At 65.3% G+C, this 23,456-nt stretch carries 21 protein-coding genes and 1 pseudogene; 15 read left to right on the forward strand and 7 right to left on the reverse strand.

Translation table 11 applies throughout. The features are described 5' to 3' along the window. Positions 1–25: 25 nt before the first annotated feature. A complete protein-coding gene (msrB, locus tag XH83_RS24430) occupies positions 26–538 on the reverse strand; it encodes a peptide-methionine (R)-S-oxide reductase MsrB (protein ID WP_194403259.1) in 513 nt (170 codons plus the stop codon). Between the two features lie 85 nt (positions 539–623). Further along, positions 624–2,093 (reverse strand): FAD-binding oxidoreductase, encoded by a 1,470-nt coding sequence (locus XH83_RS24435; protein ID WP_194403260.1) that lies wholly within the window; start codon positions 2,091–2,093, stop codon positions 624–626. A 92-nt stretch (positions 2,094–2,185) separates the two neighbouring features. Between XH83_RS24435 and XH83_RS24440 the strand changes: the two genes are divergently transcribed. The 8 genes from XH83_RS24440 (at position 2,186) to XH83_RS24470 (ending at position 7,569) form a co-directional block, all read left to right on the forward strand. Continuing rightward, the gene (locus tag XH83_RS24440) at positions 2,186–2,722 is read left to right on the forward strand and encodes a histidine phosphatase family protein (protein WP_194403261.1); all 537 of its coding nucleotides are present in this window, start codon (positions 2,186–2,188) and stop codon (positions 2,720–2,722) included. Positions 2,723–2,788: 66 nt separating this feature from the next. Next, on the forward strand, positions 2,789–3,214 hold the full coding sequence (locus XH83_RS24445; RefSeq protein WP_194403262.1) for a universal stress protein: 426 nt from the start codon (positions 2,789–2,791) through the stop codon (positions 3,212–3,214). 42 nt (positions 3,215–3,256) lie between these two features. Further along, positions 3,257–3,859 carry a hypothetical protein gene (locus XH83_RS24450; protein ID WP_246776315.1) on the forward strand — a complete coding sequence of 201 codons (603 nt, stop codon included), beginning with the start codon at positions 3,257–3,259 and terminating at the stop codon, positions 3,857–3,859. Positions 3,860–3,905: 46 nt separating this feature from the next. Further along, complete coding sequence (locus XH83_RS24455; protein WP_194403263.1) at positions 3,906–4,127, forward strand: hypothetical protein; 222 nt, start codon at positions 3,906–3,908, stop codon at positions 4,125–4,127. Between the two features lie 198 nt (positions 4,128–4,325). Continuing rightward, positions 4,326–5,330 carry an alpha/beta fold hydrolase gene (locus XH83_RS24460; protein ID WP_194403264.1) on the forward strand — a complete coding sequence of 335 codons (1,005 nt, stop codon included), beginning with the start codon at positions 4,326–4,328 and terminating at the stop codon, positions 5,328–5,330. 244 nt (positions 5,331–5,574) lie between these two features. Beyond that, positions 5,575–6,381, forward strand: coding sequence for a transglutaminase family protein (locus XH83_RS24465; protein ID WP_194403265.1), 807 nt, complete (start codon positions 5,575–5,577; stop codon positions 6,379–6,381). Further along, positions 6,368–6,496 carry a hypothetical protein gene (locus XH83_RS40240; RefSeq protein ID WP_256438851.1) on the forward strand — a complete coding sequence of 43 codons (129 nt, stop codon included), beginning with the start codon at positions 6,368–6,370 and terminating at the stop codon, positions 6,494–6,496. Before XH83_RS24465 ends, XH83_RS40240 begins: the two co-directional genes overlap by 14 nt. 866 nt (positions 6,497–7,362) lie before the next feature. Further along, positions 7,363–7,569, forward strand: a complete 207-nt coding sequence (locus XH83_RS24470; protein ID WP_194403266.1) for a hypothetical protein — start codon at positions 7,363–7,365, stop codon at positions 7,567–7,569. A gap of 948 nt (positions 7,570–8,517) precedes the next feature. On the opposite strand, the gene XH83_RS24475 is transcribed toward XH83_RS24470, so the two are convergent. Beyond that, the gene (locus tag XH83_RS24475) at positions 8,518–8,754 is read right to left on the reverse strand and encodes a DUF1127 domain-containing protein (RefSeq protein ID WP_194403267.1); all 237 of its coding nucleotides are present in this window, start codon (positions 8,752–8,754) and stop codon (positions 8,518–8,520) included. 187 nt (positions 8,755–8,941) lie between these two features. Between XH83_RS24475 and XH83_RS24480 the strand changes: the two genes are divergently transcribed. Continuing rightward, a complete protein-coding gene (locus XH83_RS24480) occupies positions 8,942–10,285 on the forward strand; it encodes a PLP-dependent aminotransferase family protein (protein WP_194403268.1) in 1,344 nt (447 codons plus the stop codon). 152 nt (positions 10,286–10,437) lie between these two features. Here the strand turns inward: XH83_RS24480 and XH83_RS24485 are convergent, their stop codons facing one another. After that, a complete protein-coding gene (locus XH83_RS24485; protein ID WP_194403269.1) occupies positions 10,438–11,025 on the reverse strand; it encodes a hypothetical protein in 588 nt (195 codons plus the stop codon). A gap of 93 nt (positions 11,026–11,118) precedes the next feature. Here XH83_RS24485 and XH83_RS24490 point away from each other — a divergent pair, with 93 nt between their 5' ends. Next, positions 11,119–11,553: a hypothetical protein gene (locus XH83_RS24490; protein WP_194403270.1), complete on the forward strand. Its 435-nt coding sequence runs from the start codon at positions 11,119–11,121 to the stop codon at positions 11,551–11,553. Positions 11,554–11,556: 3 nt separating this feature from the next. Here the strand turns inward: XH83_RS24490 and XH83_RS24495 are convergent, their stop codons facing one another. From XH83_RS24495 to XH83_RS24505, 3 genes and pseudogenes are all read right to left on the reverse strand, one after another. Then, on the reverse strand, positions 11,557–13,956 hold the full coding sequence (locus XH83_RS24495; protein ID WP_194403271.1) for an EAL domain-containing protein: 2,400 nt from the start codon (positions 13,954–13,956) through the stop codon (positions 11,557–11,559). Positions 13,957–14,072: 116 nt separating this feature from the next. After that, positions 14,073–15,481, reverse strand: a pseudogene (locus XH83_RS24500) (MFS transporter). Between the two features lie 137 nt (positions 15,482–15,618). Beyond that, complete coding sequence (locus XH83_RS24505) at positions 15,619–16,125, reverse strand: ferritin-like domain-containing protein (protein ID WP_194403272.1); 507 nt, start codon at positions 16,123–16,125, stop codon at positions 15,619–15,621. A 439-nt stretch (positions 16,126–16,564) separates the two neighbouring features. Between XH83_RS24505 and XH83_RS24510 the strand changes: the two genes are divergently transcribed. From XH83_RS24510 to kdgD, 5 genes are all read left to right on the forward strand, one after another. Continuing rightward, on the forward strand, positions 16,565–17,647 hold the full coding sequence (locus tag XH83_RS24510; RefSeq protein ID WP_194403273.1) for a YbhN family protein: 1,083 nt from the start codon (positions 16,565–16,567) through the stop codon (positions 17,645–17,647). Positions 17,648–17,733: 86 nt separating this feature from the next. Beyond that, a complete protein-coding gene (locus XH83_RS24515; RefSeq protein ID WP_194403274.1) occupies positions 17,734–19,686 on the forward strand; it encodes a hypothetical protein in 1,953 nt (650 codons plus the stop codon). A gap of 297 nt (positions 19,687–19,983) precedes the next feature. Further along, positions 19,984–21,336 carry an MFS transporter gene (locus XH83_RS24520; protein WP_194403275.1) on the forward strand — a complete coding sequence of 451 codons (1,353 nt, stop codon included), beginning with the start codon at positions 19,984–19,986 and terminating at the stop codon, positions 21,334–21,336. A 125-nt stretch (positions 21,337–21,461) separates the two neighbouring features. Continuing rightward, positions 21,462–22,367 carry a LysR substrate-binding domain-containing protein gene (locus XH83_RS24525; protein ID WP_194403276.1) on the forward strand — a complete coding sequence of 302 codons (906 nt, stop codon included), beginning with the start codon at positions 21,462–21,464 and terminating at the stop codon, positions 22,365–22,367. 131 nt (positions 22,368–22,498) lie between these two features. Then, a complete protein-coding gene (kdgD, locus tag XH83_RS24530) occupies positions 22,499–23,443 on the forward strand; it encodes a 5-dehydro-4-deoxyglucarate dehydratase (RefSeq protein WP_194403277.1) in 945 nt (314 codons plus the stop codon). Positions 23,444–23,456: the final 13 nt, after the last annotated feature.

A 23,456-nucleotide genomic window follows, 5' to 3' on the forward strand; every position in this document is an offset into this window, starting at 1 on the left:
ACCGGCAACAATTGCCGGGGCTTTCTTACGTCGCCGACGCTGCTGCGGGATGGAAAACCAGCCCGAAACCGTCGATGCAATAGCGCAGGCCGGTCGGCTTCGGACCGTCGTCGAAGACGTGGCCGAGATGGCCGCCGCAGCGCCGGCAGTGCACCTCGGTGCGGACCATGCCGTAGGCCCGGTCTTCGGTCTTGCAGACATTGCCCTCGATCGGCTGGTAGAAGCTCGGCCAGCCCGTGCCGCTCTCGAATTTGGTTTCGGACGCGAACAGCGGCAGGTCGCAGCCGGCGCACGCGAAGGTGCCCTTGCGGTGCTCCTTCAACAGCGGGCTGGAGCCCGGCCGCTCGGTGCCGTGATTGCGCAGGATCTCATATTGCTGCGGCGTGAGCTGGGCGCGCCATTCAGCCTCCGTCTTCGTGATCTCGAATTTTTCCGCGGTCTTCTCGCCGGCCTCGGCAGGCGTTGCTCTGAGCCAGCGGAAGGCCCCAAGGCCGAACAGGCCGGCGGCGGTCGTCAACAGGATGCGGCGGTCAAACATCTCATTCTCCGTGCGGGAGCTCCACGCCCTGAGATACGGGCTCTAACGGCCGAAGTTACACGTCCGGGCGGAATTTTTCGCCGGTTTATCGCGCAACGCCGGCGTCGTGGGAGGCCGGTTCCGAAGTCGGGTCGCCCGCTTGGGCGGCGGGTTTCGGCGGCGGGGCCGGCCGCGGCCTGACTCCGGGCGGCGGGCGGCGCGGACCGGTGCCGGCGGCCCGGTTGGCTTCGGCAAGACGCGCCTCGCGCTGGTAATCCCTGAGCCTGGCCCGTTCACGGTACCGGGCGAGCGAGCCTGCGGCTGCGGAACTCGCCCTGCCCCAGATCCCGACCAACTGGCCCGCGACCCGTCCGGTGGCGCCGCCAGCCCAGACCAGCTCGAACGGCGAGAACAACTTCCAGCGCTCATCGCCCCACAGGATGCTCCGCACGATCATCTGCCCGGCCATGGCCGAGGTATTCATGCCCTGGCGCCCGAACCCGCTCGCCACCCACAGGCCTTTGCGCAACTGGCCGATCTGCGGCATGCCGTGCACGGTCTGGCCGGTGGCGCCGCCGAACATGTCGGTGACCTCGACATTGCCGAGCGCCGGAAAGATCGTGCGGATCCGCCGCCTGACGGCGCCCGCAAAGCGCTGCGGACGCGCAGCCCAGGTGGTCTCGGGGCTCTCCCACATCAGCCGGTCGCCGTCGACGATGCGGAAATGGTCGACGCCGTCGGAGTCCATCACCGATCCCTTGAAGGCGATGATCTCATGCACGCGCTCGCCGAGCGGCGCGGTGATTCCGGCATAGCGCCAGACCGGCAGCAGCGTCTCCGACAGGCGCCGCAGGGGCGCGCCGAGATGGATGTTGCCTGCGAGCACGATGTGGGTGGCGCGCAGCCGCGCCGAGGGCGTGACGATGCGCTTGCGGATGCCGGAATGATCGATGCTGACGACCGGCGTGTCCTCGAAAATGCGGGCGCCTGCCCGACGCGCCAGCGCCGCGAGGCCATGGACATATTTGCGGCCGTCGACCTGAAACGCCTTCGGATAATGCACGCCGTGGAAGTAACGATCGGTCTTGAGCACCTCGCGGACGCGATCGACCTGCCAACCCTCGACCTCGGTGTCGAAATCCTCGTTCAGCATCTGCAGCCGGCTGATCAGCCGGTCGCCGGCATCGACGTTGGAGACCTCCAGCACACCCTCGCTCAGTCCGATCCCCGGCATGTTCTCTTCCGTGGCGTTGGCCCGGACGAATTCTGCGCCCTCCTTCGACAGCGTCCACAATTCACGCGCGTCCTCGAAGCCGATGCGCTCGATCAGGTCGGTGAGCGGCAGGGCAAAGCCCGGCATCACCGTGCCGAGCTGGTTGCCGGACGCGTTCCAGCCGATATGGCGGCCCTCGAGCACCGCGACACTGGCCCCCAACCGGGCCGCCTCCAGCGCGATGGTGAGCCCGGCCAGCCCCGCACCGATGACGCAGATGTCGGCGTCGAGGTCGAACGACAGCCGCGTGCGGTCGCGAAAGCCGGCTTCGTCCTGGGACACGCTTGTGTAAGTCTCGCTCATGTCGTTTCTTAAGATACCAACCGGGCGCCTGTCACCTTGTCCTCAACCGGCACCTGTAGATTATTCTGGACGTGGAACGATTCGAGAATGCCATGCGCCGTTTGATGCTGCTGCGTCACGCCAAGACAGAGACTGACGCGCCGAGCGGCCGTGACCAGGACCGCCGCCTCGACGACCGCGGCCATAGGGATGCCGCGCAGATCGGCGACTGGATCGCCACCCATCCGCCCTTCCCCGATACCGTGCTGGTGTCGCACGCCGTCCGTGCCAGGCAGACCTGGGACACCGCCTGGGCGGCGATGAAGGACCGCGTCCCGGTGCCGCAGGTCGAGATCCTGCCGGAACTCTACGGCGCCGATCCCGCGCAGATTCTGGACTCCATTCGCACTGCAACGGCCCCTGCCAATCCCAGGCAATTGCTGCTGGTCGCCCATAATCCCGGCATGCACGAGGCCGCGCTGATGCTGATGGGCGGCGGCGATCCTGCCGGTGCCAAGGCGCTCGCCGACAATCTGCCCACCTCGGGGCTTGCGATCTTCGACTTTGACGTCAAGGATTGGGGTGACGTGGCCTACCGCCGCGGCAAACTGGTGCTGTTCACCAGCCCCAAGCTGCTTCGATCGGCTTGAGACGCGCGAGCGCCGTCTCGACCGGTTGATCCAGTGCGATCAAGGGCTGAAGATTTGGAGGCGCAGATGTTCAAGTCCATCCTCGTGCCCATCGACCTCGCCGACACCGATCTGGCCAAGCCGGCGATCGCGACCGCGGCCACGCTGTCGCAGACCTGGAGCGGCCAGGTGCGGCTGCTCAACGTGCTGCCGATGACGCCGGTGATGCTGGCCGAATACGTGCCGGCCGATTTCGACGAGCAGCAGCGCCAGACCTCGGAGGAGGCGCTCGCCATCGTCGCGCGCGAGTCCGGCATCGACCCCGCCCGCATCTCCAGCGTGGTCCGCCAGGGCGGCATCTACCACGAGATCTTGGAGGAAGCCGTGCACATGAAGGCCGATCTGATCGTGATGACCTCGCACCGGCCGGCGATGCGCACCTATTTCCTCGGCTCCAACGCCGGCCACGTCGTGCGCTACGCAAAATGCTCGGTGCTGGTTGTGAGGCACTAGCTCGGAGCAAACGCGGTCGTAGCCCGGATGGAGCGCAGCGCCATGAAGCGATGGTGGCGAAGATGGACCTACGAGGTCCCGCTCGCGATCGGTGATGCGCTGTGGGAGGTGCTGGTCGTCCAACTGGCGGCGCAGTTGGACAGGCTGACCGCGCGGAAGATCATCGCCTTGATCCCCGTCGCGATCCTTGTCCTCGCCTACTATCACAGGATTCCGATTCCGCCGGAACTGATGCTGATCGGCGACTTCCTCGCCTATATCGACATCTTCTCGGTGCTGGTCCTGGTCGGGGTGCTGAGCCGCGTCGCGACGATCCTGTTCGTCGTCAAACAAGCCGCGGCGCGCATCACCCTGCTCGGCGGCCGCGTCATCACGCGCTTGCGACGGCTCGACGTCCGGCGCCGGCGCCAGCACGGCGCCGCGACACGGCCTCGCCGCAAACCCGAGAGGTCCGAAGATGATCGAGCTTATGGCTGTCCCTGGGATGACCTCGCATCGGCGATGCGCACCTATTTCCTCGGCTCCAGCGCCGGCCACGTCGTGCGCTACACCAGCGGCGAGTTCGTAGAGCATGATAGGATGGAACAGTTCCTCGGTTGGAACGTTCACCGTCATCGCCGCCCGGCTCTCGGCTATCATCGGTGATGAGAACGCCTGATCGCGCTCCCGCCCTCACGGAAAGGAACGCCAGATGCAGCGTCACCGGTTCAAACACACAAAATCGCTCAATGAGCGCCTCCTCGAAGAGGCTATAAAGCTAAAAGAGGAAGCGAAGCTGCTACCGCATGGCCCGTTGCGGGAAGCTGCAACGAAAAGGGCCCGGCAGGCCGAGATGGCGGCACATATGGATGATTGGCTCTCCTCTCCGGCGTTGCGATCGCCGAAGAAGGACGAGACACCGGGCCCGGGCTAGGCATCTAGGCCCGCAACAGACTGGCGCTGACCTGCCCGCGTGCAGGTGCGGCGCTTTGCCTAAGAGTGAATGCGGTAACGAGAAGAACGGTCAGATTCGGGCGCCGCACAGGAACCAACGGACGACGCCCTCGTTTGAATTACCTGCAACATTTCTCATTGCCCTGAGGCATCGTGCAGAACCCACTGAGGTACTGCCATGACCTTGCTGCGCACACGCTCCCCTTCGCTCGTCTCCAACTCGCTCAGTGCCGCAAGGCAATATCCCGCGCTCGCCGCTGTTGCTGGAATTGGAGCGGTGCTTCTGGGGACAGCTCTCATCAATCGCCAGCTTGCCAGGAAGGCACAACGCGATAATCCGCCACAGGGGCGGTTCATCGAGGTCAATGGCGTGCGTCTGCACTATGTAGAGCGCGGCAACGGCCGGCCACTGGTGCTCTTTCATGGCAACGGCAGCATGATCCAGGACTTCGAGTCGAGCGGCTTGATTGATCTGGCCGCCAAAAACTACCGGGTTATCGTCTTCGACCGCCCGGGATTCGGACATAGCTTGCGGCCCCGCAATGCGGTTTGGACCCCTGAGACCCAGGCAGATCTGTTCAGGGAAGCACTCGGCCGTCTGGACGTTCAGCGCGCGATTGTGCTGGGGCACTCATGGGGAGCGTCGCTCGCAGTGGCGCTGGCGATCAGGCATGCATCGCTGGTCGAAGCATTGGTGCTGGCGTCGGGATATTATTTCCCGACCGCCCGCACCGACGCCACGGCCTCTTTGGCACCTGCAATCCCTGGACTCGGCGATATCATCAGTTACACAATATCCCCGATCTTCGGGCGGCTGATGTGGCCTGTGATGTTGCGCAAGCTATTCGGCCCGCGCAAAGTCCCCGAGAAATTCGCCGACTTTCCCAAAGCAATGGCTGTACGGCCAGCACAGATGCTTGCCAGTGCCGCAGAAGCGGCCTTGATGGTCCCGGCGGCTTTTGTCGCTGCGAAGACCTATAGTGAGCTCAGGATGCCCACGATCATCATCGGGGGTGAGGACGACCGTCTGATCGACATCGAAAAGCAATCGGTCAGGCTCCACGAAGAGATCAAGCAAAGCAAACTGCACCGGATCGCCGGCGTCGGTCATATGGTCCATCAATCTGCGACGCCCGATTTGATGGCGGCCATCGATGAAGCCGCTGCCGCGACATTGCACTAGACAATGGACGCCGCGAATGCTGGCGAGCACCGCGCCCTCCGCTCGGGATGGTCGGACACGGCATGGTGATGGGACGTGCCTTGGCCTTCCCGCACTTGGCATTGCGCTCGGTCAGCTGCATAGCCATTTCCTCTTCAGCGATGCCGCAGACCGGACTGTCGCAGCGATGCCGACCTGAGTTCGAGCTAACCCGACTCATCCGCCGGCCAATTCCAGTCAGCGCAGTTGGAGCCGAGGCCTAAGCATGCAGATCCGGGTCGGCTTCGAAATGATCTACGACTTCCCGCAAGTCACGCCATTGATCGCGATGGTCGGAACGCATTTCACGCGGGCATCCGATGTTGTCGTACCGGATCACCTCATCACTTCGCCTTCCGTTCCGATCACGCCTTACCGCGACAGCTTCGGGAACTGGTGCAGCCGGATGGTTGCGCCCCGCGGCCGCATGCGCCTTACTGCCGACGGAACGGTGCGCGACAGCGGCTTGCCCGATGTGATCGTGCCTTCAGCCGCGCAGCACGCGGTCGAGGATCTTCCATCGGACACCCTGCTCTATCTGCTCGGCAGCAGGTATTGCGAAACAGATCGGCTTTCCGACATCGCGTGGAAGCTGTTCGAGAAAACGGCGCCCGGCTGGGCGCGCGTCCAGGCGATCTGCGATTTCGTCCACCATCACATCGCGTTCGGATACGAGCACGCGCGGGCGACCATGACGGCGTGGGAGGTCTTCAATGAGCAGAAGGGCGTCTGTCGGGACTATGCGCATCTCGCCATCGCGTTCTGCCGCTGCATGAACATTCCAGCGCGCTACTGCACCGGCTATCTCGGCGACATCGGCATTCCGCCGCCGCATGCCCCCGGCGACTTTGCGGGTTGGTTCGATGCCTACCTTGGCGGCCGCTGGTACACCTTCGATGCACGCAACAACACCCCGCGCATCGGCCGTGTGCTGATCGCCCAAGGCCGCGATGCGGCGGATGTTCCGATTGTTCATATTTTCGGACCAGGCGAGCTCATCAGCTTCAAGGTGTGGACTGATGAACTGGTATGAGCCGCTCGTCCGGGTTATTGCACGCAAGATCGACGAGATTGATCTCGCTAATTGGCAAGGCGAGTGCTACAAGGCTGGCATCACCGCGCGCTTCTTGGCTGTTATCGGTGACTGAGAGCATCGCGCTCCCGCCTCCACCCGACAGAAGGCGGTCAGATGTCCGATTCGGTCAAATTCGACATTCGTGAGTGGCTCGTGCCACCTTTACTGGTGCCTATTTTCCTCGTTCTGCTGATCGCGATCGTGGCCGTTCTCTAGCGGCGGGCGGTCCGACGATGACCCGCGCCAAAATGCAAAGCGCGGCGCTTCAGCCAACTCGCGAGCACGCGAGCCGAGACAGCAGGCGGCAATGGCAAACACAGCAATCATCAGAGATGCCTACGGCGTTCCGGCGGTTTTCACGGGTTCGAAGACAGGTCGGGACGATGCTCCCTTCGTCTTCGTGAGGGTCGGAAACGAGGAGCGCAGGATGCGCCGGTCCGAATGGGATGCCCTGCCGGCCTGGACCGGCGAGCGGCCCATTTGGGCGAATACAACCAAGTAACATGGAGTGTTCAGCATGACGCCGGCCCGAACGAGCAAATGGACCAGAGCGCTCTTGCTGGCGGCGGTGGTGGGCACATCCACGACCGCAGCTGTTGCGGCGGAGCCAAACTGCCGTGCAATCGAAAGCACCAACGCGCGCCTGTCGTGTTACGATGCGGCATTTCCTCCAAGAACAGCGAGGCCCGCCCAAGCGAGCATCAGCTCATCGTCAGGTGACAAGGATCCGTTTCTTGCGGAAGACGCTCGAACTGCCGCGAAGCTGAAGAATATTTGCCGCGGCTGCTGAGTTTCACAGATAGTTCCCGCGCGGAAACGAAATAAAGCACTCGCTATCCAGCAGATAAAGTCGCATTGTCTCGCCACCGCCGAGCGGCCCGTAGCATCTATCGGTGGTGTGAACGCGAGTTGCGCTCCCGCTTTCCCCCGCAGCGGAGCATGAAAATCTTGGCTCGACGATTCCCAGAACCATCATCGACATTCGAATATCGCCTGGCGCAAGAGGCACTCAACCTTCGCCAGCAGGCCAAAGAGATGCCCACTGGTATCCGCCGTTCGGAGCTTTTGCGAAAAGCCCGGCAGATCGATGTTGCCGGAGAGGTCAACAAGTGGTTGACCTCGCCGGGCCTGTTGGCGCCGCTTTAGGTCTCAATCTCCAATTGGCTGAACCTACGCCCTCTGCGTAAAGACCTATTGGTATCGGGATTTTACTCTCACCCTCCCGGGGCTGATCAGCCGCCGCCTGCGCCTCATTTCAAGCGGGCGGCGTTTTTGCTTGCGAGGGCGGGCCCTTCTCCGGGACTGTTCCCCAGCAGGAGGGAAGCGAGGCCACAATCCCTTGCGCTGCCGCCGGGCAAAACACCCGAGCCATCGGTCAATCCGCGCTGGCAAAAATATTCCGCTTTACCGAAATTCGGAATGGCGTATCCATCGCGGCAACCCGGCCCAAGCACAAGGGGCGTATCGCGATCGTCACGAACGCGGGCCGGGCGGCGGTGGGCGCTGATGATACCGGCGCGACCGGCTTTTGCAGGGCGGGCAACCGTGAGCAAGGCCATCGCGCACACGACCGGTGCCATCAGCGTACGGCAAAATCGTGTGGTCCTGGCGCCCGCAGTCTGGCGTCAAGTCTTGCGGTGATGTAGCGGCCCGACCGGGTACGCGCGTCAGCCATCCGCAAGGCGACGGGGGCAACAGTGCAACGCTCCCCGGGGAGAGCACGACATAAGCCGTTCAAACCACTGCGCAGGGAAGGCCGGGATGTCCCCGGTTGCCCTGTTCTCCGCTATGCAGCAGCACACGCAGTCTGCCCTTGGCATGGCGGTCCACGGGAGCCAACCGGCTCCCGGCCTTTCCTGCGCCCTCTTTCGATGAGGGCGAAGAGATCAAGCAAAGCTCGGGCGAAACGCGTCGCGAGGATGTGAAGCCACGTCTGCAGAATTGCAGGATGGGTAGAACGAAGCGAAACCCATAGCGCAGCGCCAAGCGGTGCGCTGCAGAGCCGAGGCCCATGTTGCAGCGTGTGCGCGGCCCCTGGGTCCCGGCTCTGCGCAGCAACGCGTTGCTGCGCGTCCGGGACGCGACAGTGGTGGCTTACAGATACCGCGTCAACTCGGACTTGAACTGCCCGTAGACGGCGTCCTCGATCTGGCTGCGCGTGATCCCGATGTCGCGCAGGGCGCGGTCGTCGAGCTCGTTCAGCGTCTTGACGGCGGTACGGCGCTCGAGGCGATCGAACAGCGCATAAGCGGCGTGGGCGAGCGTGGTGAAAAATCCGCTCGTCGAGGATGGGCGTAAACTCCGCCCGGCAGTTTGCGAGATAATGGTCATTTTTCTTCTCCGGCCTGTCGTTCCGCGCGGCGAAAGCCAATGCCGTTGGCGCGGACGCACTGGGCGTCTGCACCTCATTTGCCGTCGGATTGCTCTCGCTCTCCTCGGCTCAATCGCGGACCTTGATGGAACTTAAATGCTTCAGTACACTACTCGGAGCAAGTAAAACATTGCTCTCGGTGCAATAATGTCCAAGTTCGAGTACGTGAAGCTTGCCGATGCCATTGCCTCGGATATCTCTAACGGCACGTTAAGGCCCGGCGATCGGCTGCCGCCGCAGCGCAATTTTGCCTATGATCGTGGCATCGCGGTCTCGACCGCGAGCCGGGTTTATACGGAGTTGCTCCGCCGTGGGCTCGTGGTCGGCGAGGTCGGCCGCGGTACTTTCATCTCCGGCGACATCAGGCGCGAGGTCGAGGCGCTGAGCGAGCCGCGCGAGGCGCGGATCGATTTCGAGGTCAATTACCCGCTATTGCCGCAGCAATGGGCGATGATCGCCAAGAGCCTTGCGGGACTGGAGCGCGTCGATGCGCTCGAATCAGCGCTGCGCGTCTCCACCAGCACCGGCACCAAGAGCGCGCGCAATGCGGCCGCCGCCTATCTCGCGCGCAAGGATTTCGCGCCGCAGGCCGAGCAGATCGTCTTCACGGCGAATGGCAAGCAATCGCTCGCGGCCGCGCTCGCGGCGCTCGTGCCCACCGGCGGCCGCTGCGGCGTCGAGGCGCTCACCTATCCCTACGTCAAGAGCATCGCGGCGCGGCTCGGCATCACGCTGGTCCCGATTCCGATGGACGAGTACGGCGCGCGGCCCGACGCCATTCAGAAGGCGCATCGCGAGGCGCATCTGTCGGCGCTGTATCTGCAGCCCATCATCCAGAACCCGCTCGGCGTCACCATGAACGCGACGCGGCGCGCCGACATCATGCGCGTCGCCGAAAAGCTCGACCTTACCATCATCGAGGACGCCGTGTACGGCTTCCTCGCCGACGACACGCCGCTGGCAGCTCTCGGGCCGGACCGCTGTATCGTGATCGACAGCCTGTCGAAGAAGGTCGCGCCGGGCCTTGCGCTCGGCATCCTCGTGGCGCCGCCGCAATTGCGCGAGAGCGTGATGAGCGCGGTCCGCACCGGCGGCTGGATCGCCTCCGGCCACGCGCTGGCGTCCGGGCAGCGGCTGATGGCCGACGGCACCGTCGCCGAGCTCACGCGCCTGAAACGCATCGACGCCTCGCGGCGTCAGCAGACCGCGGCACGGCTGCTCGCCGGCTACCAGCTCGCCGCCGACCCGCGCTCCTATCATCTGTGGCTGACGCTGCCGCCGCATTGGCGCTCGCAGACCTTTGTTGCCGCTGCGGCCCGGCGCGGCATTGCACTGACGCCGTCCTCCACCTTCGCCATCGCCCACGGTCATGCCCCGAACGCGGTGCGCCTCGCACTCGCCCCGCCCACCTTCGAACAGCTCGATTCCGGCCTGCGCACCATCGTGTCGCTGCTCGGCACCAAGGAAGAGGATTTCGACTCCACGGAGTAGATCGCGGGGGCCCTTTCGCCAACGCACCTCCAGCCGAGGACAAGTTCCGCAGGAATGTCCGCTCGGACCATGGCCGCTCATCGGCGTTTATTTGGATTGCTCCGAGCCCGGCGGCAGGCCCCGCTGACAATCGATCAGCGGCCGGTTGCAAGCTACGGCAGCAGCGATTGCGGCAGGCGCGCCAGGGTATAGGCGCGTGGCTGGTTGCGCCGCACGAAGCCGCCGACCTGCCAGGCGAACAGCCCGGCAAAGCCGACGATGAACAGCGCGCCGGCGAGCTCGCCGATCATCAGCGCACGGATCAACAGGCCCGCCATCACCACCGTCAGCGCCGCCAGGAATGCCAGCACGATCGCATAGGCGGTGCGGCCGAGCCCGGCGGTCAGCGCCGCGTGGCTGCCGGCCTCGGCCATCCGCGCATGCAATTCGACGATGAACGCGCGAAAGCCGTTGTCCTGCGGCGCCATCAGCGCCGCGGTCTGCCAGCTCGTCGACAGGATCGCGATGCGGCGGCCGCTCCTGTGTCTGACATCGGCGCGAAAGCGGTGCTGCTGCATCGACACCGGGCGGAACGACAGCCGGATTGCACTGATCTCGTCATAAGGCCACAGGCCCGAGCGGCCGGAGATGTGCCAGGACAGCCCCTGCTCCGTCAGCTCGAAGCGATGCGCCGAGCCGATCAGCGACGCCTTGTAGGCATAGCTCACAACTGGCGCGGCCTCGGCCTCCGAACCCTGCATCCCGACAACCGATCTCGTCCGCGCGATCCCGTCCGCGCCATCCCGCCGGCGATCCGCTTGCGCGATCGCCCTCGCCCATCCTACAAGCGAGGCATGGTTGAGACGACCTTTTTTCCGCGCCGTCTGATTCTCGGCGCCGCAATGATCTCCGGCGTGCTGCTGGCGCTCGCGGTGCACATGCTGGGCGCGCGCTACGGCCTCGACCTCGGCGGGCTCTGGCGTTCCGACACGGCCGAATTCATCCCCGCGGGCGCGGCGATTGCCTGGTGGCTGATCGCCTCGGTCGGATTCTCCGGCGGCTATTTCACGGCGAGCTTGATGCAGAGCGCCGTGTCCGGCCAGATCCCGCAGCGGATGCGGCAGTTCCTGATCGCAGTCGGCGTGCTCCTGCTCGCGGGCGCGGGTCAGGTGGCCTCGGCGCCGAGCCCGATCCCGACCGTCTCGGGCGTGCTGGCCGGGCTCGCCGCGCTATGCCTTGGCGCCGTCATGGCGTTCTGCGGCGCCCATTTCGCGCTGCGCCGCGGCTGAACGTCACGCCGACGCCAACAGCCGCGGGCGGTCCAGCATGATCGTCACGTCGGAGGCCGGCCGCGGCTTGCTGAACAGATAGCCCTGCGCCTGATTGCAGCCCTCGCGCCTGAGCAGCTCGAGCTGCGCATCATTCTCGACGCCTTCCGCGGTGGTGACGATGCCGAGGCTGCGGCCGAGGCCGGTCACGGCGCGGATGATCGCCATGGAATCCTCGCGCGTCGCCAGCTCCGACACGAACGAGCGGTCGATCTTGATCTTGTCGAACGGGAAGCTGCGCAGATAGCTGAGCGACGAATAGCCGGTGCCGAAATCGTCGAGCGAGATCCGCACCCCCATGCCGCGCAGCTCGTGCAGGGTGGTCAACGTCGCCTCGCTGTTCTGCAGCAGCACCGATTCGGTGATCTCGAGCTCGAGGCGTCGCGCATCGAGCCCCGAAGCGGTCAGCGCCTCGGTCACGGACGCGATCAGGTTCGGATTCTTGAACTGCACCGGCGACAGATTGACGGCGACGTCGACGTCGTCAGGCCAGCTCGCCGCGTCGATGCAGGCGGAGCGCAGCACGAATTCGCCGAGCTGGACGATCAGTCCGGTCTCCTCGGCCAGCGGGATGAAGTCGATGGGTGCGATCAGGCCGCGGTGCGGATGGTTCCAGCGCAGCAGCGCCTCGAAAGCGACGACGCGACCGCTGATGACGTCGCGGATCGGCTGGTAGTACGGCTCGAACTCGCCACGTTGCAGCGCCGCGCGCAGATCCATTTCCAGGAGCCGCCGCGCCTGCGCGCGGGCATCCATCCCGGTCTCGAAGAAGCGATAGGTGCCGCGGCCGTCCGCCTTGGCGCGGTAGAGTGCGAGGTCGGCATTCTTCAGCAATTCGTCCGGGTCGCTGCCGTCCTGCGGCGACAGCGAGATGCCGATCGAGACGCCGATCACGATCTGATGGTCGTCGATCTCGTACGGTGCCGAGATGACCTCGACGAGACGGCGGGCGAGCGACCTCGCGGCGGTTTCCTCGGAGCGTCCGATCTGGACCACGGCGAACTCGTCGCCGCCCAGCCGCGCCACGGTGTCGCTTTCGTCGACGACGGCCGTCAGCCTGCGGCCGACCTCCTTCAGCAGCGCATCGCCGATGGGATGGCCGAGCGAGTCGTTGATGTCCTTGAAGTGGTCGAGATCGAGACAGAGCACCGCGAGCTGCTCGCCCGACCTTGTCCGGCGCAGCCCCTGCTCGAGCTGCTCGTGGAACAGCACGCGGTTCGGCAGGCTGGTCAGCGCATCATGGCGCGCCATGTGCGAGATCTTGGCCTGCGCCTCCAGCCATTCGGTGATGTCCTCGAAGGTCGCGACCCAGCCGCCGCCGTGCATCGGCTGGTTGACCACCCGGATGGAGCGGCCGAACCGGTTGACCACGTCGGTCGTGGTGCGGCCCTCGCGCGCGTCGGCGACGAGGCGGGCGAAGAATTCATCGGCATCGCCCTGCCACTGGCCCTTGGCCTGCTCATCCCGCAAGATGTCGACCAGCCGGCGGCCGGTCAGCGCGATGTCGGTGCGGCGAAGCATCGCCGCATAGCGCTCGTTGAACAGGATGATCGTGCCGTCGGCGTCGAACATGCACAGCCCCTGCGACATGTTCTCGAGCGCCGTATCCAACACCATTTGCTGGGCCCCCAGTTCGCCCTTGGCGCGGCGGTCGAGCAGCGCCGCCACGAGGGCGATCGCGATGATCGCGACCGCGGCGCTGGCGGTGAGAAAGGACAGCGAGGCCGGCGGGATCGACAGGCCGCTGATTGCGAGCGTCGGATCCGGCGTCAGCAGCACCGCGCCCATGGCCGTGAAATGATGTGCCACGATGGCGACCGTCAGCAGCGCCGTCGCCGTCAGCGCATGGAAGAGGTCATCGCGTCGCGCCGCCACGAACAGGGCAAGCGCCGCAAAGACAATTCCGGACAGGATCGAGATAGCAACCGTGCTTCCGATCCAGCCCACCCGCGCGGGTATCTCCAGCGCCGCCATCCCGGTGTAATGCATCGCCGCGACACCGGTGCCGACGATGGCGCCGCCAAGGGCGACCCACGCCGCGCGCGAGGACGATACGGCGATGCTCAGCCCCACGAAGGTCACGGCGATCGCAAAGATCAGCGACAGGATCGTCACCGGGATGTTGTAGGCGCCCGCGCCTCCCGGCCCATAGGCGAGCATCGCGATGAAATGCGTCGCCCAGATGCCGCAGCCGCTGACGGCAGCATCGAGGCCGATCCAGGCAAGACGCTCGAGCCCGTGCGTCGCACGCGCGCGATGGAACAGGCTGATCGCCGCTGCGCTGGCGAGCAGGCACACCGCACCGCCGAGCGCGACGAGGCGCAGATCGTGCTCCTCGGTAAGACAGTAGAGAACTTGATACATTGCGGGCCCCGTCCCTATGGACCCGCACTTGAACCGACAGAGGTGGACGATCGGTAACCGGCTACATGACCGGTCTGCGAATGGTAAATGGCGGATGTCCGGATTCGTTCACATTGTCATTCTCGCGCCGGTGCACCGAAGCCGATCGCCGCCGCCGCCAGCAACAAGACCGCCGCTGAAACGATCAACGACACATGCAGGCCTTCCATGAAGGCGCCTGTTCCCGCGATCAGCGATCCGAACAAGGCAACGCCGAGGACGCTGCCGGTCTGCCGCGTCGCGTTGAGGACGCCCGCCGCGATGCCGGAGCGCGCTTTGTCGACGCTGCCCAGCAGGGTCGAGGTCAGCGGCGGTACCAATAGCCCAAGGCCGCCGCTGATCGCGATCATCTGCCCGCAGATCATCCAATAGCTCGTGTCGGCCGCGATCCACAGCAGACCGAGACAGCCGAGCGCAGACACGCAGGCGCCGACGACGATGTCGGGCACGCGCCGATGCGCTCGGCGAGGCGCGGCGCCAGCAGATTGATCGGCAGCACCGCCGCCATCATCGGCACGAAAGCAAGCCCGGTCCACCACGCCGACAGCCCGTTGATCCGCTGGAAGTACAGGCTGAGCACGAAGATCAGGCCGTAGATGGCGATGTTGACGAGCAGGCCGACGAGCGAGGTGAGCGCGAACAGCCTGTGGGCGAACAGCGACAACGGCAGCATCGGCTGGGCCGCGCGACTCTCGCGCCAGATGAACAGCGCAGCGAGAATGGCCGAGCCGGCAAAGCCTGCGATCACCGCCGGATGTCCCCAACCCAACGCACCGCCTTCGATAATGGCGCCGGCCAGCGCCCCCAGCGCGCCGATCGCGGCAAGCTGGCCGGGCAGATCGATCTCGCGCGAGCGCGCCCGTGTGGTCTCGCTGGCATAGCGCCAGCTCAGCCACAGGCCGGCGAGCCCGATCGGCAGATTGACCAGGAAGATGGCGCGCCATCCGACCAGCGTGATCAGCGCGCCGCCGACGAAGGGGCCGGCGGTGAGCGCAAGGCTCGCTCCGGCGGCCCAGACCGCAACGGCGCGGCCGCGCGCACGGTCGTCCGCATAGGCATGATTGAGCAGCGCAAGCGAGTTCGGCACCAGGATGGCCGCCGCCAGCCCTTGAACCAGCCGGGCGCCGATCAGCACGGCCGCATTGGGTGACAGCGCGCAGGCGAGCGAGGCCGCGGTGAAGATGGCGAACCCCGCCATGAAGACGCGCTTGGCGCCGATCCGGTCGCCGAGAGCGCCAGCCGTCAGGATGAAGGCGGCAAACGCGATAGTGTAGGCGCTGACCACCCATTGCAGTTCGGGGACGCCGCCGCCGAGCGCCCGGCCCATCGCATCGAGTGCCGTGTTGACGATGGTGACGTCGAGCTGCACCACGCCATAGCCGAGGCTCATTGCAGCCAGCGTGAGAGAAGTCGCAAGAGCCGAGCCCGCGCGTGGCGTGTCGGCCCTGCCGTCGAAGGTTTCATATTTGATGGTGTTGGCTCGCATGCTGCACCTCGATTGCAGCCCCCTGCGACATATACGCCTTTAGCCCGCGGTCATGCTTCGAGACCGACCGAATAATGATGTTAAACGTGAAGCGCCGCGCGGACCACCGCGCGGCGCCAATCATGGTTGGCCTTGCATCAGCTCGCCGCGCGCAAATTCACCTTGCTCTCGGCGAGCGTCGTCAGCTTCTTGTCGGTCGCCTTTTCCTCCTCGAGCGTCTTGGCGAGCACGCTGGCGCAATCGTTGCGGCCGAGCTGCTTGGCCCAGGCGATCAGGCTGCCGTAGCGCACGATCTCGTAATGTTCGGCGGCCTGTGCCGCGTTGATCAGCGCGGCATCGAGCACCGCCTTGTCGGCGACTTCGCCGGCGGTCTCGTCGGCTTCCTCGATGATGCCGTCGATCGCCGGACAGTCGACCGCCTTCACGGGGACGCCATGCATCTTGAACACTTCCTCGAGCCGCTTGACGTGCTCCTTGGTCTCCTCGAGGTGCGTCAAAAAGCCCTGTTTCAGCTGTGGATCCGTGGCCTTGCTCGCCATCTTCGGCAGCGCCTTGGTCAATTGCTGCTCGGCGTAATAGATGTCCTGAAGCTGGTGCACGAACAGGTCATTCATGGTCTTGATGTCTTTTGTGAACAGTCCCATCGTCCGTCCTCTTCCGGTTTTTGGAACACGAAGGCCGCGGCTTGCACGAAAAGCCGCTTATTCCGCCATGCTCGGTTGCTGATGGGGCCCAACGAGCGCCCGGCATCGACGTTCCAAAAAAGACCCGTAAGGCTTGCGCTGGAACAATGCGGCCGGCGCCGGGACCTGAGATCATGGGGCCCATACGAACGCACGAGCCGGGCCGGTTTCACGACTCATATGCTTAACGCGCCTGCTTAACGCGCCTCCGATGTGAACCACGTATGACAAAGTGGCCGGTCCAGCGCAGAACCTCTTGTTGTCAAGGGCTGCACAAGCCGCTGTTTTTGCCTTAAATGAGCTGGATCATGCCGAGCGATCGATGCCCGCCTTTGGCCATGATCACACCCGACTGGCCAATGCCTGGCCCGGTCGGTCTTGCCCCCCGCCGGGAGGATGAATGCACGGACTGCTGCCCGCGCTGAAACGCGGCTTCAAGAGATGGATCGGCTGGCGACGCCTTGGCGTTGCCGCGAGCATCTTCATCATCGCTTTCGCGATCACCACGCTGGTGCGGACCCTCAAGGGCATCGATACCGGGGTCATCCTGACTGCGTTAACCGAGATCCCCCGCGGGAGCATCGGGCTGGCGGCGATCTGCGTGTTTTTCGCGTTCTGTACGCTGACCTTCTACGATTTTTTTGCACTGCGAACGATCGGCAAGAAGCACGTGCCCTATCGCATCGCGGCGCTCTCCAGCTTCACGTCCTATTCGATCGGCCACAACATCGGCGCCACCGTGTTCACCGGGGGCGCGATCCGCTTCCGGATCTATTCGGACTACGGCTTGAACGCGATCGACGTCGCCAAGATCTGCTTCCTGTCGGGCCTGACCTTCTGGCTAGGTAACATCTTCGTGCTCTCGATCGGCATGGCGATCCATCCGGATGCGGCGTCCTCGATGGATCAGCTGCCGTCGTCGATCAACCGGCTGATCGCGCTTGGCGGCCTCGCCTCGATCGGCGCCTATCTGGTCTGGCTCTGCATGGGCGAGAAGCGACGCGAGCTCGGCCAGAAGGGCTGGAAGGTGGTGCTGCCTTCCGCGCCGCTGACCCTGGTGCAGATCCTGATCGGGGTGGTCGATCTCGGCTTCTGCGCCACGGCGATGTACCTCCTGATGCCGGCCAACCCGCCGATCGACTTCATGTCGCTCGCCGTGGTGTTCATCCTGGCGACGCTGCTCGGCTTCGCCAGCCATGCGCCCGGCTCGATCGGGGTGTTCGACGCCGCCATGCTGCTGGCGCTGCCCGAATTCGGCCGCGAGCAGCTCCTGGCGACGCTCCTGGTGTTTCGCATTCTCTATTTCGTGATCCCGTTCGGCCTTGCCATCTCCATCATGGGCACCCGCGAGCTCTGGATGAACGTGGTGGAGCCCTGGCAGGAGCGGCGGCGGCTGGCGGAGGCCTGTGCCCAGGCCAATCTGCCCAAGGAGGTGACGCCCATGGAGCGCGAGCGGTTGCTGCGGCAGGCCAATAAGCGCTGAAATGGTCGGCCCGGACCAAAGGGTTGCGGGCGGCGGCGCAATGCTCTCTTATTTCCGCCTCAACTTTGCCGTTGAAGACGCGGGCCATGATCCCTGTATTCCTTCGTACCCTCTCCGCCGGCGCCCTGCTGCTGGCCGGGCTTTTGACCGTTTTGCCGGCCGAACGCGCCGCCGCCCAGGATGCCGGCACGCTGCAGATCAGTTGGGAGGTACGTAATCGCTTCCGGCTGTTCCGCGAGGAGCGCGACTTCCTGCTCCATGTCGAGAATGCGCGTAACCGCAACATCCTCGCCGCAGAACAATCGCTGGAGCAGCAGAGCGAAGGCCGCGGCTGGGCCCGCAACATGGTCAACCGCCTCTGCATCGACCTCCAGGGCCGCGTCAACCAGCCCTGCACCCGCGACAACACCAAGGAAAACTACCTCACCCCGATCGACCATCCCGTCACCGTACGCCTCGTCGGCGCGGTGCCGGTCGGCGCCATCTGCGCCTGGTCGTTCGACGACGGCGACGGCCCGCAACAATCGACCTTCGATTGCGCCGAGCCGATCAATTTGCGTGTCCGCTACGGCAAGCCGACGGTCGCGACCGTCGATGTCTCCTCCGGCTCCGATCCGACTCAGAAGGTCCAGACCGAGATCCAGGTCCGCGACGTCTTCGTCGCCGGCCTCGGCGACAGCATCGCCTCGGGCGAGGGCAATCCGGACCGGCCGCTGGCGCTGTCCGACGAAGGTTTCTGCTTCCGCTCCTATCTCGGCACCGCCGGCGGGCAGTACTATCGGCCGAGCCGCCACGGCTACAAGGGCGGCCGCGCCTGCGAGGCGCCGGATACGCTCGCCAACTGGCAACGCTACAGTGCGCTCTGGTTCAACGCGCCCTGCCACCGCTCGCTGTACAGCTACCAGACGCGCACCGCGCTGGCCCTCGCGGTGCGCTACACCCACATTGCCGTGACCTATCTGCCGCTCGCCTGCACCGGTGCCAGCATCAGCGACGGGCTGCTCGGCTCGCAGCGCGCCCGCGAATGCCCGCCCGGCAAGACCGGGGTCTGCAACACCAGCGTGAACGCCCAGGTCGCCGAGCTGCGCGAGGCGCTGACCGCGGCGAAGAAGCGCCAGCCCGATCGCACGCTCGACCTCGTGCTGATCTCGGCCGGCGCCAACGACGTCTATTTTTCCGGCCTGGTCGCCGACGTCATCGTCGACACCGCGACCGAGCGGGCGCTGTTCCGCCGCTCCGGCGTGATGGCGAGCGTCGACGATTCCCGCGATGCGCTGGCCCGCGAGCTGCCGCAGAATTTCGTCAAGCTGCGCGAGGCCTTGAAGCCGCTCGTCGGCGGCGATCTCTCCCACGTCGTCTATGTCTCCTACGCCAATCCCGCGCTTGCCGATGGCGGCGTGCCCTGCCGTGGCGGCCGCGCCGGGTTCGACATCCATCCGTCCTTCAACGCCGACCCGCAGCGCCTCGCCCGCGTCTCGACCTTCGTCGACACCGAGTTCTTGCCGCAATTGAAGGCGCTCGCCACCTGCACCCGCGGCGCGCTGTGCCGCGATCCCGAGGCCGACCGCATGACCTTCGTCGATGCGCATCAGGCCGCCTTCGCCGATCACGGCTTTTGCGCGCATTCGGGCAACGATCCCGAATTCGACCGCGCCTGCTTTGCCGAGAACGGCCAGAGCTTCAATCCTGATATCGTGAGCGCAGCGAGCCAGCCGATGCTGTGCGGCCGTGGCGCCTCGGAATACCGCGCCTACCTGCCCCGCGGGCGCTGGATCCGCGACGCCAACGACAGCTACTTCGCCGCGATGACCTATCCGCAAGGCCTTCCGGCGGCGAGCCAGCCGACCGATATCCACGACGCCACATGGGGCGTGCTCTCCGCCGTCTATGGCGGCGCGGTGCACCCGAGCGCCGAGGGGCATGCGGCGATGGCGGATGCGGCATTGCCGGCCGCGAGTGCCGTGCTCGGGCTGGATGCCGTGCCGCCGGGCGTGACGCGGGGGGTGCTGCCGCAGCTGCTGCCGAGTGCGCAGCAGTAAGCAGCGCTGCCTTCGCAAACTCAATGTCATCGTCCGCGCAGGCGGACGATCCAGTAATCCGTGACAGCTGCAATTGAATCGAGACGCTGCGGCATGCTGGATTTCGCGCCTGCGCGGGGAATGACCATGGAGTGCGCTGTGAGCGCATTCGCCATCTCCACGCAATCGTTCCCCTCACCTGCCGTTCCATCAATCCAAAAACGGCATCGATCGATACTGCCTTGAACTTGGACACTCCGCCGCACGCGCCTCTAGGAGTCGCCTGGAGGAAATGTTCGAGTTTCAAGGAGGCGCCTGATGAGCGCAGTGGTGTCCGCAGCGGACGCGAGGCGATCTCGCGTCAGGCTGTTCATCGTGACCATGTTGTTCCTGGTCACGACAGTGAATTATGCCGACCGCGCCACGCTGTCGATCGCAGGTCCCGCGCTCTCCAAGGAGCTGCATCTCGATCCCGTCGCCATGGGCTGGATCTTCTCGGCGTTCGGCTGGTCCTATGTCGTGGCGCAGGTGCCGGGCGGCTGGCTGCTCGACCGCTACGGCTCGCGCCTCGTCTATGCCTTCAGCATCATCATCTGGTCGCTGTTCACGCTGATGCAGGGCTGGGTCGGCTTCCTCAGCGCCGGCACGGCCGTCGTGGTGCTGTTCGCGCTCCGTCTCCTGGTCGGCGTCGCGGAAGCGCCGTCCTTTCCCGCCAATGCCCGCATCGTCGCCGCTTGGTTTCCGGGCAATGAGCGCGGCACAGCGTCGGCCTTCTTCAACTCCGGACAATATTTCGCGACCGTGATCTTCGCGCCGCTGATGGGCTGGATCGCCCACTCGTACGGCTGGCGCTTCGTGTTCTTCGTGATGGGCGCGCTCGGAATCGTCATGGGCTTCGCCTGGCTCAAGACCATCTACGGCCCGAAGGAGCACCCTTCGATCAACGAGGCCGAGTTCGACTACATCAAGAACGGCGGCGCGCTGGTCGATCTCGACGCGCCCAAGGACGACCTGCCGCGCGCGCGGTCGCCCGAGGCCGGCTCCGGCTGGGACCACATCCGCCAGCTGCTCTCCAACCGCATGATGCTCGGCGTCTATCTCGGCCAGTACTGCATCAACACGCTGACCTATTTCTTCCTGACCTGGTTTCCGGTCTACCTCGTCAAGGAGCGCGGCCTGTCGATCCTGCAGGCCGGCTTTGTCGCGACCCTGCCGGCGCTGTGCGGCTTCATCGGCGGCGTGCTCGGCGGCATCATCTCGGACGCGATCCTGCGCCGGACCGGCTCGCTGACCATGGCGCGCAAGATCCCGATCGTCGGCGGCATGCTGCTGTCGATGTCGATCATCGCCTGCAACTATGTCGACGGACAGGCGCTGGTGGTCGGTTTCATGGCGCTTGCCTTCTTCGGCAAGGGCATCGGTGCGCTCGGCTGGGCCGTCGTCTCCGACACCTCGCCGAAGGAAGCCGGCGGCGTCTCCGGCGGCCTGTTCAACACCTTCGGCAACCTCTCCTCGATCACCACGCCGATCGTGATCGGCTACATCCTGGCCTCGACCGGCTCGTTCAACGGCGCACTGGTGTTCGTCGGCCTCAACGCGCTGGTGGCGGCGTTCGCCTACCTCGTCATCGTCGGCGAGATCGAGCGGGTGACGCTCAAACGTTCCTCCTGAGGGCTCCCATGGGAGCTTGACCAGGCAACTCAACGGCGGCCCTCAGAAGCCGCCGTCTTTGTTTTTGGGGGTGATCGATGCTAGAAGTGCCGGGGAAACGCCTTATTCATCTAAGGCATGTATCGATGTTCGACCTCAACCAGCTCCGCTGTTTCGTCACGGTGGCCGAAGAACTGCATTTCGGCCGCGCCGCCGCGCGGCTGAACATGACCCAGCCGCCGCTGTCCCGGCAGATCCAGGTGCTCGAGCACATCATCGATGCGCCGCTGCTGGAGCGCACCAGCCGCTCGGTCCGCCTCACCCCTGCCGGGCGCAGCTTCCTGCCGGAGGCGCGGCGTATCCTGAAGCTGGCGGAAAGCGCCTCGCAGGTCGCCCGCCGCATCGCGCTCGGCAAGACCGGCTCGCTGAAGATCGGCTTCACCGCGGCCGCCGCCTACGGCTTCCTGCCGGAACTGGTCGCAGCCTGCCGTGCAAAACTGCCCGAGGTGGATTTCTCGCTGAAGGAGATGGTGTCGGGCGACCAGTTCGAGGCGCTGACTTCGGGCCAGATCGACGCCGGCCTGCTCCGGCCGCCGATTGCGCGGCCCGAGCTCACCAGCCGCCGCGTCGTCGCCGAGCCCCTGCTCGCCGCGATCCCGAAGAAGCATCCGCTGGCGAGCGCCGACAGCATCACCATCAAGGATTTCGACGACCAGCCCTTCGTGATGTATTCGCCCTATGAGAGCCGCTACTTCCACGATCTCCTGGTGGCGCAATTCACCCGCGCCGACGTGCTGCCGCGCTATGTCCAGCATCTCAGCCAGATCCACTCGATCCTGGCCATGGTGCGCGCCGGCCTCGGCCTTGCCATCGTGCCGGCCGCGGCTGCGGGCCTGAAGATCTCCGACGTCCGGCTGCGCCCGCTCAAGCTGCGGGGCCGCGTGCCGGTCGAGTTGTTCATGGTCTGGCGCCGCGACGACGAGAATCCGCTGCTCTCGGCACTGGTCAAAATCGCCGGTGAATTGTCCTCCGCGGAGGTGGCGGAGGATTAATGCTCAATCCGCATCGGTCGATATAGGCTTTAGCTTGGACCCGCATCGAACGGTCTCCTAAACCACGGCGCATGGACGCGCAGGCATCGAGGCCCGCGTCCTCCACAACACGCACGAAGGGAACAGCGCCCGTGAGCAAGATGACCCCGCAGGAAATGGCCCAGAAGATCGGATCCGGCCTCCTGTCCTTTCCCGTCACGCCGTTCAAGGCTGACTACTCCTTCGACGAGGCGACCTACCGCGCCAACATGGACTGGCTGTGCGGCTACGACGTCGCGGGCCTGTTCGCCGCCGGCGGCACCGGCGAGTTCTTCTCGCTGACGCCGACCGAAGTTCCTGAAGTCGTGAAGGCTGCCGTCGACGAGACCAAGGGCCGCGTGCCCGTGCTCGCCGGCACCGGCTACGGCACCGCGATCGCGCGCGAGATCGCCATTGGTGCGGAAAAGGCCGGCGCCGACGGTCTGTTGCTGCTGCCGCCCTATCTCACCCATGCCGAGCAGGAGGGCCTTGCCGCCCATGTCGAGGCAGTCTGCGCGGCCGTGAAGATCGGCGTCATCGTCTACAACCGCGACAACGCCATCCTGCAGCCCGACACGCTCGCCCGCCTTGCCGAGCGCTGCCCGAACCTCGTCGGCTACAAGGACGGCATCGGCGACATCGAGCTGATGACCCGCGTCTACACCAAGCTCGGCGACCGCCTGACCTATGTCGGCGGCCTGCCGACCGCGGAGACCTTCGCGCTGCCCTATCTCGACATGGGCGTGACGACCTATTCCTCCGCCGTGTTCAACTTCGTGCCGGAATTCGCCACCAATTTCTACGCCGCCGTGCGCAAGCGCGACCACGCCACAATCCAGGCCGGCTTGAAGGATTTCATCCTGCCGCTGATCGCGATCCGCAACCGCAAGAAGGGCTATGCGGTCTCGATCATCAAGGCCGGCATGAAGGTGATCGGCCGCGACTCCGGCCCGGTCCGCCCGCCGCTCACCGACCTCACCGAGCAGGAGATCGCGGAAGTGACCGCGCTGGTGAAGAATCTGCCCGCCATCCGATCGACACAACAGGCGGCAGAATAGGCCGACCACAACA

It is taken from the genome of Bradyrhizobium sp. CCBAU 53351 (assembly GCF_015291745.1).
Lineage (GTDB): Bacteria > Pseudomonadota > Alphaproteobacteria > Rhizobiales > Xanthobacteraceae > Bradyrhizobium.